This is a genomic window from uncultured Lamprocystis sp. (assembly GCF_903933125.1).
Lineage (GTDB): Bacteria > Pseudomonadota > Gammaproteobacteria > Chromatiales > Chromatiaceae > Thiodictyon.
The window spans coordinates 1-11,519 of sequence record NZ_CAIZIZ010000236.1; the positions used below are offsets into that span (position 1 = coordinate 1).

The 11,519-nt window shown below is 63.0% G+C and carries 7 protein-coding genes; 6 read left to right on the plus strand and 1 reads right to left on the minus strand.

Translation table 11 applies throughout. The features are described 5' to 3' along the window. The first annotated feature begins 324 nt into the window (after positions 1-324). Genes ubiE through ubiB form a run of 3 tightly spaced genes read left to right on the plus strand, consistent with a single transcriptional unit; the run spans position 325 to position 3,418 of the window. A complete protein-coding gene (gene ubiE / locus QZY03_RS11640; protein WP_295581165.1) occupies positions 325-1,074 on the plus strand; it encodes a bifunctional demethylmenaquinone methyltransferase/2-methoxy-6-polyprenyl-1,4-benzoquinol methylase UbiE in 750 nt (249 codons plus the stop codon). After that, complete coding sequence (locus QZY03_RS11645; protein ID WP_295581167.1) at positions 1,071-1,760, plus strand: SCP2 sterol-binding domain-containing protein; 690 nt, start codon at positions 1,071-1,073, stop codon at positions 1,758-1,760. The genes ubiE and QZY03_RS11645 overlap by 4 nt, the downstream gene beginning before the upstream one ends. Next, on the plus strand, positions 1,757-3,418 hold the full coding sequence (gene ubiB, locus QZY03_RS11650; protein ID WP_295581169.1) for a ubiquinone biosynthesis regulatory protein kinase UbiB: 1,662 nt from the start codon (positions 1,757-1,759) through the stop codon (positions 3,416-3,418). Before QZY03_RS11645 ends, ubiB begins: the two co-directional genes overlap by 4 nt. Before the next feature lie 145 nt (positions 3,419-3,563). Here the strand turns inward: ubiB and QZY03_RS11655 are convergent, their stop codons facing one another. After that, positions 3,564-3,998: a hypothetical protein gene (locus tag QZY03_RS11655; RefSeq protein WP_295581171.1), complete on the minus strand. Its 435-nt coding sequence runs from the start codon at positions 3,996-3,998 to the stop codon at positions 3,564-3,566. Between the two features lie 596 nt (positions 3,999-4,594). On the opposite strand from QZY03_RS11655, the gene QZY03_RS11660 reads away from it, so the two are divergent. The 3 genes from QZY03_RS11660 to QZY03_RS11670 form a co-directional block, all read left to right on the plus strand. Further along, positions 4,595-4,879: a hypothetical protein gene (locus QZY03_RS11660; protein WP_295581173.1), complete on the plus strand. Its 285-nt coding sequence runs from the start codon at positions 4,595-4,597 to the stop codon at positions 4,877-4,879. A 160-nt stretch (positions 4,880-5,039) separates the two neighbouring features. After that, positions 5,040-8,414, plus strand: coding sequence for an STY4851/ECs_5259 family protein (locus QZY03_RS11665; protein ID WP_295581174.1), 3,375 nt, complete (start codon positions 5,040-5,042; stop codon positions 8,412-8,414). A 28-nt stretch (positions 8,415-8,442) separates the two neighbouring features. Beyond that, on the plus strand, positions 8,443-11,519 hold a 3,077-nt coding region (locus QZY03_RS11670), incomplete at its 3' end, for a DEAD/DEAH box helicase (protein ID WP_295581176.1).

The window sequence follows — 11,519 nt, forward strand, 5'->3', positions numbered from 1 at the left end:
GCATCGCGGCGGGACGCCGCTCCCACGGGATCCGGCGTAATCGCACCTGCCCCGCCCCGTGGGAGCGGCCTCCGGCCGCGATTCCCCCCACACACCCAGGCACCGCATCGCGGCGGGACGCCGCTCCCACGGGATTCGGCGTAATCGCACCTGCCCCACCCCGTGGGAGCGGCCTCCGGCCGCGATTCCCCCCGCGCACCCCGACACCGCAGAGCGGCGGGACGCCGACCGGAATCAGCCCTGACGACTCACCAGTGACCGGCACCGCCGGAACCGCCCCGCCATCGTGTAGAATTACGCCCATTGCGAGCAGAGAATCAGGCTATGACCGACAAAGAGACGACCCATTTCGGCTACCGGCAGGTGCCGGTCGATGAGAAGGCGGTACGCGTGCGCGAGGTCTTCGACTCGGTGGCATCGCGCTATGACATCATGAACGATCTGATGTCGTTGGGGATTCATCGGCTGTGGAAGCGCCATGCGATCGCCCTGGCCGGGGTACGCCGCGGCCAGCGGGTCCTGGACCTGGCGTCCGGTACCGGGGATTTGGCCGCGCGTTTCGCCGGCATCGTCGGCGCCGCGGGCGAAGTCGTGATGTCCGACATCAACGAGGCCATGCTGACCCGCGGGCGCGAGCGTCTGACCGATCAGGGCCGCATCGGCAATCTGCACTATGCCCTGGCCAACGCCGAGCGCCTGCCCTTCGCCTCCGATCACTTCGACTGCGTGACCATCGGCTTCGGGCTGCGCAACGTGACCCACAAGGAGTGGGCGATCAAGGAAATGTATCGCGTTCTGCGCCCCGGCGGGCGGGCGCTGATCCTGGAGTTTTCACACCCCACCAGCAAAGCCTTCGCACGCGTCTATGACCTGTATTCATTCAATGTCCTGCCCACCCTGGGCCGGCTGGTGACCAACGACGCGGAAAGCTACCGCTACCTGGCGGAATCGATCCGCATGCACCCGGACCAGGAGACGCTGCGCGCCATGATGGAAGAGGCCGGGTTCGAGCGTTGTGATTTCTTCAACCTGACCGGCGGGGTCGTGGCCATTCACCGAGGGTACAAACTGTGACCATCGACGACACCTACGCCAACCATCCGCATGAGACCGCGGCCTTCGAACTGCCCACGGCCCTGTTGGCCGCCGCCGAAGCCGCGCTGAACCGCTACATCGCACTCGACCCCGAGGGCGCGCGCGGCTTCGAACCCATTTATGGCCGTATCTGCGCAATCGAGATCGAGGGCATCGGCACCCATCTCACGCTGATACCGGGACCCGACCGCATCCAGGTTTTCGGCAGCTATGACGCCAAACCGGACTGCCTGATCCGCGGCGCCCCGCTCGCCCTGGTCCGCATGATGACGGCGACACGCAAGGACGAGCAGATCCGCTCCGGGGCGGTGCACATCGAGGGCGACACCGCGGTCGCCCAGGCCTTGAGCGATGCCCTGGCCGCACTGGACGTGGACTGGGAGGAACAGCTCGCCCAGGTGCTGGGCGATCCAGTCGCCAACCAGATCGGACGCGCCCTGCGCTCGGCACAGGAGTGGGGCGACCGTACCTCGCGCGCCGCGCGGGCCAACCTCAAAGAGTACCTGGAGGAAGAGTCCCGCCTGCTGCCCAGCCGCTATGAGCTCGATGAGTTCCTCGGTCAGGTCGATGACCTGCGCGATGACGTCGAGCGCCTGGCCGAGCGCATCGCGCGACTCACCGACCTGGCGCCCACGGCCGGCGCGGAGCATGGCGGCCGGCGATGATCGGCCCCCGCCAGGCCCTGCGCCTGTTTCGTATCAACTGGGTTCTGTTACGCAACGGCCTGGACGAGGTCATCCTCGCCACCCACCTGTTCCGGCCATTGCGTTGGGTGCTCTATCTCAGCCCCTGGTACTGGCTGCGCGGCGAGTTGCCGACCTACCCGGTGCGGGTCCGCCTGACACTGGAAGACCTCGGGCCGATCTTCGTCAAATTCGGGCAGATCCTCTCCACCCGCCGCGACCTGCTGCCCGATGACCTGGCAGTGGAACTGGCCAAGCTGCAGGACCGGGTGCCGCCCTTCCCCGGAGTTCAGGCTCAGGCCCTGATCGAGAAAGCCTGGGGTTGCCCGGTGGGCGAGGTGCTGGACGCCTTCGATGTGGTGCCGCTGGCCTCCGCGTCCATCGCCCAGGTGCACACCGGACGGCTCAAGGACGGCACCCAAGTCGTCGTCAAGGTGCTGCGTCCGGGCATCGAAAAGACCATCCGCCAGGACATTGATCTTCTCTACACCATCGCCGAAATGGCCGAGCGCTATTGGCCGGACGCCCGGCGGCTGCGCCCGGTCGAGGTGGTACGTGAGTACGAGAAGACCATCTTCGACGAGCTGGACATGCAACGCGAGGCCGCCAATGCCTCCCAACTGCGGCGCAACTGGCTGCACAGCGAGATGCTCTACATCCCGGAGGTCTATTGGGACTGGACCCGCTCCGGCGTCCTGGTCATGGAACGTGTCTACGGCACTCCGGTGAGCGATGTCGTGCGGCTCAAACAGCAAGGCGTCAGCATGAAGCTCTTGGGCGAGCGCGGGGTCGAGATCTTTTTCACCCAAGTGTTCCGCGACAACTTCTTCCACGCCGACATGCACCCCGGCAACATCTTCGTCGAGCCGAGCGGGCGCTACATCGCCATCGATTTCGGCATCGTCGGCACCCTGACCAACGAGGATCAGCGCTACCTGGCGGAGAATCTGCTCGCCTTCTTCGAGCGCGACTACCGGCGGGTCGCCGAACTGCACGTGGAATCCGGCTGGGTCCCGGCCGGTACCCGGGTCGATGAATTCGAATCCGCCATCCGCACCGTCTGCGAGCCGATTTTCGAGAAACCGTTGGCCGAGATCTCATTCGGTCATTTCTTGGTCCGGCTGTTCCAGACCGCCCGACGTTTCGACATGGAAGTGCAGCCCCAGCTCGTCCTATTGGAGAAGACCCTCCTCAACATCGAGGGCCTGGGCCGGATGCTCTACCCGGAACTGGACCTCTGGACCACTGCCAAACCCTACATGGAACGCTGGATGCGCGACCAGATCGGCGTCAAGGGGCTGGTGCGTCGCACCCGGCGCAACCTGCTGTCCATCGCCGACCAGATTCCGGACCTGCCGCTGATCGCCCACCGCATCATCACCGCCTACGACCAGCAGCTGCGCCGACCGGTCACTGCCCATGGGGCCAACGGCGGGAATCGGAGCGATGAAGCCGCCCGCGGCGCGTCCGTCCGCGCCCTGGCCGGCGCCGCCCTCGCCGTCTGCGGCACCCTGGTGCTGACCCTGGGTTCCGGCCCCTGGCTCCAGCCCCAGGAGTTGGGCCTGGCGCTGGTCGGCCTCTGTTACCTCAGCGGCGCCTGGTTGTTCGTTTCAGCCAGTCGTTATAGCCTTCGTACCTGATATCCGGACAGACCATTGGTGTAGGGGCGGGTTTGAAACCCGCCCCTACGTTCGGTTATTGCGTCCGATGGCGATAACGCGACGAACGGTCATCGATTTACTGAGCGCTCCCCCTTGCCTGGGCCGCGGAACCCGCGGCGCCCTCTCAGCTCGCGCAGTAGGATCGGACGGTGGCGTCGCGCGCGCCCTTTGTCTCCACCTTGCGGCAGGCACTCATGCAGCCGGACTTGGTCTTGGGTGCCTTCGCATCCGTGGCCGGCGTCTCTTGGCCAATGCAGCGGCGCTCCCGGCAGGTGTAGTAGTTCGTAGTGCGCCCCTTGTACGCATCGCTCGTGCGGCACAGCAGGTATTCCCCGGGTTTCGCCACCACTTCGGCCCCCAGCGCAGAGACGGCGGCGCTCCCGGCCTTTTTGCGGGTAGCCGCCGTGCCGGCGGCGGCCCCCGAAGCCACGGTCGCGGCGGTGCCGCTAGCCGCGGCTGGGGCGGCCTCGGATCCACCTTTCCCCAGAAGCCGATCAAACGAGCAGGCAGACAGCGCAAGGGTGACACTGGCGGCTACGAGCAGGGTACGTAAGGACAAAACAAGCTCTCCAAAAATGAGGTGATATAGAGGTCAGAGCGCCGCGGGACGTCCGCGCAGAACGCCCGAGCCACCGGGCGCCGGGCACAAGACACCCTATTGTATACTCCGTCTGGTGACGGAACTGGATCTTCGTAACCAGAAGGTGGCGCGTATGCGCGGGACTGCGTCCGACCGCTGGGATACCGACCATCCCTGGCCGGTATCGATCAGACGAAGATCAGGCGGGAATCAGAACTTTTCTTCTTCCGTGGAGCCATGCAGTGCGGTGACCGAGGAGTGCCCGCCCTGGATGACGGTGGTGATGTCCTCGAAGTAGCCGACACCCACTTCCTGCTGGTGGGAGACGAAGGGGCGATGAAGCCGCCCGCAGCGCGTCCGTCCGCGCCCTGGCCGACGCCGCCCTCGCCGTCTGCGGCACCCTGGTGCTGACGCTGGGTCCGGACCCCTGGCTCCAGCCTCAGGAGTTGAGCCTGGCGCTGGTTGGTCTGTGCTATCTCAGCGGGGCCTGGTTGTTTGTTTCAGCCAGTCGCTAATCCCGCAGCCCCGTTGGGTGCGCTGCGCGCACCCGATCAATCGGGGACGACGCGAGAAACGTGCTAACCATCACCTTCCCCGATGTCCCGGAAGCGATCACTCAAGGCGAGGACCCCGACGAAACATTGCTCTATGCGATCGATGCACTTGAGTCTGCCCTGTCATTCTACGTCGATGCGCGCAAACCACTGCCCGTACCCTCAGCCCCCGTCGGCCACCCGACAGTTCGCCCTTCGGCCTTAGAGTGTGCCAAGCTTGGCGTCTACCAGGCGATGACTGAACAAGGCATCCGCAAGTCGGAGTTGGCTATTTGGGTCTGGCACGACGAAGGGACCTTCGCCTAGGATTTGTCTTGCCCCGCGATTTTTTCCCGTCACTTTCGGCGCTCGTTTGTGCTACAAATACCCGAGAATACTGGGTTAGGCAGTCGGTTCGCTTCAGGGTCTAGCAGTCCTGAGCAGTCGTCTATCGGGTTGCCGCTGGAATCGGTTCACGGAGAGGATAATGGATCAGCAAGAATTGCTGGAGCAGTTCATCGGACAGCGGGGGCTGACCGTTCCAGACCATCGTCCGTTGTACGCGTACAAATGTTCGGAACGTGAGTATGCGATCACCAAATCGCTGATCCGCAAGATGCTTCCACGCGTACTTGCAGGGTACGATTTCAGGCGCTTTCATGAGATTTTTTGCTTATTCGCAGCCGAGACGTGGCGACGCGAGTATTCCGGTGGAGTTTTTGCTTATCGAACCATCTTCGCCACACTCGGTGTGATCCCTGAGCGTGCCCATGTCCGAGATTGGATCACGCTGGGATTGAATTGGTGGGGACGTGAGATCATCCAAGGAGAGGGCGGTACACAGCGATTTCTGCTCACTATCGCCTGTGAGGGCGGCATCCCGATGCGGTTACTGCATAATGCAGACACGCGGTTGAGTAACTATTTCCGGGCGTTGCTGACCGCCCTACACGAAGGCGGCAACACCCCCATCGAGTCCCTGGCGCGGCGTGAGCTCATGTTGCTACCCGTCAGCCTGCGTCAGGAGGTGGTGTTTGAGGTCAGCGCTCGCCTGGTGCAGGCCATAGCGGATTTGCAGCCTTTGATCCGAGATGCTGACGAACCAATCCGCGCCCTGAATCTAGCTAATCCCTCGTGGCGCGAGACCTTGCCGCTGCCGCTCAATGACTCTACGGTGGAGTTGTTGCTCGGTAATCTGTTGCATTACGCACAGGACTTGGAGAAAAAGGCCACCTCACAAGTCCGCTGGCAGAGAACGCTGACTCGACAGGGTGACGCGTGGACGCTTTCCAGTACCTTGTCACTGCCTGATCGGATCAAGCCCGAGCAACTAAGACAGTGGAGCGGGTGGACTGAAGTACCTGATCGCTTGAGGCTGTTGCTTACCGTCTCGGAACAAACACACACCGTGGCACTGTTGTCGCTAGTCACGCAGCGCGACACGGTGCCGTTTTATCGTTGCGAGAGTGTGAACCCGCGGGGTCTGACGCTGATGGGTCGGACAGCAATGGTCGCTACCGCCTTGACCATCTCCGACGGCGTCCGGGAGAGCCTGATTGCGGTCGCCGGAGAGCAGGGACTGAGCGATTTGCCGTGGGTCTTCATCCAAGGACAGGCCGCCGTGGGCTGGCGACTACTTGCCGAGGGTTCCGTACGATCACGTCAACCCGAGGCCGTCGTCGCGATCGACGCCACCGATCTGGTTATGCCATCTTCGGGCGCGGGTGAGTCTCTGCGGATCGGCAGTTTGGACACCGTGGGACGCCTGCTCTACCGGGTTACTGGTGTCGTCCAAGTGATCGCGGCGGATGGCGACCGTTGCACCATCCGTTGCGCCGCGGACCAGGATACGGCGGACACCTATCTTTTGTCGGGTAAACAGCTTTCCGTAGCGATAGGGTGCCGCCTACCCTATTTGGGTGCGCCAAGGGTTTACGCGGTCGACCAGAACAACCGGAGCCGTCCACTCTCGTCAACTGCGCTATCCTGGAGCCCCGCCGGGACCGGCAGTCTTGCATGGTCCGCAGACATCGCACGCTGCGTCGGACGGGTCTGGATACGCGCTACCGATCCTGATGGAGGGGCGACCTTATTGCGGCGCTGTATCGATGTCACCCCGCCAGGGACGAAGGTGACGATGCGCGTCGGCTCAGGTACCCAAGGAGGCTTCATCGACGTATCCGGTCTTGAAGGCGGGCAAGTCGAGGTTTCGCCATCCCCAGGTCTGACAGTGGCGCAGACGGAAATGGGCGCTCGGCTGGAATTTGATCCGCAGGCTTCGCCCGATTTGTCAAGCATTGCACTCCGGCTTTCCTGGCCCGGACGCACATCCATTAATATTCTACTGCCCGCGCCGAAGCGAGGCGGGGCTTTCGTCCATGCAGGCCGGATCCTTGGCGATAAGGAGCTTGTGGCGATGGAACGGCTTGGCGGCATGCAGGCCGTGGCGCGCGGACCGGAAGGTTCTGGCAGGTACTACGTCGAGGCAACGCTCAGGTCCGCGGAGTCTGGCGACGCGGACTTGCAGAGGCTCCTGTGGTTGCGATTGCCGCTTCAGGACCGGGGTCAGGGTGAGTTCCAGATTCCACTGCATCTGACTCAAGAATTATTGGCTAGCCTGTTGGCCATGGTGCCCGATGTAAATGCACGGGCGCGCCTGGTCTTGAGTGATTCGGTGCAAGCACTTTCGTGCATTGAGGTGGCACGGTATGACCTGGAATTGACACCGCAACGAGATGCGGGGCGGGTTTGCCTGCCGCTGGCGACGCAGGTCCGTCTGGCGGACGACTGGCAGGAGACCGTAACGCTGCAGATGTTCCCACTTTGGGACTTGGTACAGCCCCCCACCACGCTGGCCCGTGATCCGGACCCGGAGGTAATCGCCTGGCAGGTCCCGCAGGGATTGGCGACCGGCCCCTGGTGGGTGGTTGGGCGGGACGGCGGCTGGGCACGCTTTCGACCCCTGCTGTGGACGGTTCACTCAACCGAGGACGAACAGGCAGAGGCTGAGTCCATGAGCGACACGCGGGTCTCTGGGCTGACCCAGGCGATCCGACATCCGGTTGCCGTTGAGCGCGAGTCCATGCTGGACAGTCTCATCCAAGACCTTTTCGACAATCCCGATGCCACGGATTGGGAACGATTGTTCGGCTATATCCGCCTGACCCGTGAGCATCCAGCCAATACCCTTGAAATCATCAAGCGGTTGGTGCAATGTCCGCGGACCTTGGCGCTGACGCTGCTGAAGGCATCCGAGAATGACTTCGATCTGGTTTGGTCGCTCGCGCAGACAATGCCCTTCGCCTGGTTCCTGTTGCCCAAGTCCTGTTGGATGGCCGCGGCCAAGGCCCATTTTGGCGGCCTGCGTGACGCCTTGGCAGGGATCGCGCAAGGGGACTCGATCATTTGGGATACCTTCGATGGCTTTCGGCAGCGCACGGTCAGGCGTCTGCGCTGTTTCGGCATCCTGTGCGATTGGCTGCAAGAGTCACTGCTTCCGGAGCGAACCCTGTTAGACCAGACCTTGCGGCAGGCGCGCCTGCACCCCGAGCAAATTGCCTTCCACCGCAATCTTCAGGAGCCGCTGCTCCTTGGCCGTCATGCGGCCGATGAACAGTGGCCCCAAGGTCCCCGTGTCATGGAGCAGATGTGGAACATCTCCTCTCACGAACGCTTCGAGAACCGCTACGCGCCCTATCGTGCCGTGCTATGCGCCCCTTTTGTCGCCGCGCACGCATGTCTGACCGACCAAAAATACCCAGACTCAGTCGTGTTCGAGCTACGGCGCCTGCGCGACTTCGATACCGACTGGTTCGATGACGTTGTGACGATACAACTGTGCCTCGGCCTGGCAGCCGCCTAGCCGCGGACGAACAAGGGACTCGCCGGCCATGACTGACCTTTACACCACTCTGACTCACCGTCTGACGCGTGGCGCGAGCCGTGCCATCCTGAGTCTGCTCGGTTACCGCAGTCAGCCATTGCGCGAGCATCTGCGGCACCTCTACGAGCAGCGTCCTGGCACCACGGGATCGTTCCTGGCAGATCCGGTATTCGAGGCGACCTTTGGCTGGAAGCCCGCCGAAGTGAGCATGGGTCAACTCGCTGGGCATCTCTTGCACCCCGAATTGGTCAAAGCTTTGGCTAATCCGCCACCGAAACTAGCCGCAGACTATAGCTTCCCGCGCAAGCGGCAACCGTACTTGCACCAATTGGAAGCCTGGCACGCGTTGATCGAGGCAACGCCGCCACGTTCCGTCTTGGTCAGCAGCGGCACCGGGTCGGGTAAGACCGAGTGCTTCCTGATCCCGATCCTCAACGATCTGGCCGGGGAGGCGATCGAGCAGGGTGCGCCGCTCACCGGTGTGCGGGCGCTGTTTCTGTATCCGCTCAATGCCTTGATCAAGAGTCAAAAGGACCGGCTTGCGGCGTGGTTGGAGCCCTTCAACGGCAAGGTCCGCTGGTGTCTTTACAACGGAGAGACACCGGATCGATCTCCGCCACGCCGGGACCGGGAATGGCGTAGCGAGGTAACTGGACGCGACGAGTTGCGCGCTAACCCGCCCCCGATCTTGGTAACCAATGCAACCATGCTGGAATACATGCTGGTGCGGGGTATCGACCGGCCGATCCTTGAGCAATCCCAGGGCCAGTTGCGCTGGATCGTCATCGACGAGGCCCACAGCTACATCGGCTCCCAGGCCGCGGAGCTAACCTTACTGCTGCGCCGGGTCCTCCATGGCTTCGGTTGTGACGCCGAACAAGTCCATTTTGTGGCCACCTCCGCGACGATCGGCAACGGCGAGGAGGCCCGCGCCCAGCTTCAGACCTTCCTCGCTGACATTGCCGGCGTTGGGGTCGAACGCGTGACCGTCATCAGCGGACAACGCGAGATCCCCGTCCTCCCGGTGGACCTGCTTCGCCGCAATGTCCCCTTGCCGGATTTTGACAGCGTGCGGGGGCAGTCGCCAGACGAACGCTTCAGGACGCTGGGCGCAAATCTGTCCGTGCGTGACCTGCGTGGTCGTTTGGTGGAACGACCGACGCGCCTCTCCGATCTGGTTCGGCTGGTAGGCGAGTCAGATAGCGACCTGGGTCGTCAGCGCACCCTGGCCCTGCTAGACCTCTGTACGGGCGCCATCGATACCGACAGTACTCCATTGCTGCCGCTGCGCGGTCACCTGTTCCAGCGCGGCCAGGCAGGACTTTGGGCCTGCGTTAATCCGGGTTGCGACGATCGCAGAGGGACCGTTTTGGACAGTCCGGCATGGCCTTTCGGTCGGGTCTATCTGGAACGTCAGGAGCATTGCACCGCCTGTGGTTACCCGGTCTTCGAGTTGGTGCAATGTACCGACTGCGGCCAGGAGGTCCTGTCCGCGACCCTGCACTGCGAGGACGGCGGCGACTGGCTGAGACCAGAGACCACGGGAAACGACGAGGACGAATTCCAACTCGACCTGGAGGCGACCGACCCCGACGGGGAACCGCTGAATGACGACGATGACCGGTCGCAGGGACCAACGCAGGGACTCAAACGCCTAGTGATCCCAGCGGGAACTGGCGATACAACAGCGGCCTTGAGCAAGGACAGCCGGCTCGGCGCGGCGGCAGCAGATGCCGTGCGAATCGGGCTCCAAGTGCCGAATCAAGACAATCATCTGACCTGCCCGACCTGTGGCGGCGAACAGCGGGGTCATTGGCCCCAGTTCCGTGCGGGGCGTATCGGCGCACCCTTCCTGTTGCAGACGGCGATTCCACTCCTGTTGGAACAGGTCCAACCGCTGCCCAATCGACCGGGCGGCCAGGCACTTCCGCTCCAAGGCCGTCGCCTTATCGCCTTCACCGACAGCCGCCAGGGTACAGCGCGCATCGCCGCCCGATTGCAGCAGGAGGCGGAGCGCAACTATGTCCGCAGCCTGTTGTATCACCGCGTCGCGACCCTCTCAGCGCAGGTTGATGGCGGGCAGGTATCTGAAGTCGGATCAAAAATTGCCGAGCTTGAGACGCTACCGAACAACACAGTTATTGCCGGTATTCTCGCCGACTACCGGACCAAGCTCGCCCAATTGCAGGATCCGAAGCCCGCAAGTCTGAGTTGGCCTGATGCGGTGAGCTATCTGCTCAGCCTGGGTCAATTTAACCATTGGGTAGTCTCTTCGCTCCGGGACCTGACCTTCGGGCTCACCGACCGGCAGATCGCCGAACTGTGCCTTTGGCGAGAGTTTCTGTTTCGACCGAAACGACAATTCTCGCTGGAGGGATTGGGCCTCTTGCGACTCGACTATCCCGCTGTTGCCGTCATCACGCAGGTACCTGCCGTATTAGCACACCGCGGCGTCGGATTGAGCGATTGGCAAGATCTGTTACGTGTCGTGCTCGATATACAGATCAGGGGCTGGATGGCCGTCAACATTCCGCGTGACATGTTGCGCTGGATCGGCTATCCAGGTAAACCAACGGTCATCGTTCCCCCTGGCCAGGAGACGACGAACCGGGGAGAGAAGAGCTGGCCGACGGCCCTAACCGCTCAAGGAAGCCGTTCCCGTTTGGTCAGGCTCTTGGCCTATGCACTGAAGCTCGATCCAGACGAGGCAGGTGGGCGTTCTGAAATCGAAGAGGTCATTCTGGCCGTATGGTCTGCCTTGATTCCCCTGCTGACTCCGGGAGAGTCCGGACGCAGGTACCTGGACCTTCCCGCCCAAGTAGAGATCACCGAGGTCCGCGACGCTTGGTTCTGTCCAGTCACTCGCCGGCTGCTACCCGTGACCTTCCTCGGCATCACGCCCTACCTGCCAGAGGATCCGAGCGACACGCTGGCCCAATGCTGTAAGCTCGACTTTGGCCATTTTTGCCTGAGGCCGGGCGCTGTGCACGGGTGGGCTGGACCAGGGCCGGCGGCTCCTGCGGAGGTGGCGGCAGCGGGAGACCGGCGGTATCGTCTGAAGTCGACCAAAACACCAGCCGTCAC

Excerpts from the sequence above, each read along its gene's own strand:
- ubiE (WP_295581165.1), top strand. The coding sequence starts at position 325 with ATGACCGACAAAGAGACGACCCATTTCGGCTACCGGCAGGTGCCGGTC.
- ubiB (WP_295581169.1), top strand. The coding sequence starts at position 1,757 with ATGATCGGCCCCCGCCAGGCCCTGCGCCTGTTTCGTATCAACTGGGTT.
- QZY03_RS11665 (WP_295581174.1), top strand. The coding sequence starts at position 5,040 with ATGGATCAGCAAGAATTGCTGGAGCAGTTCATCGGACAGCGGGGGCTG.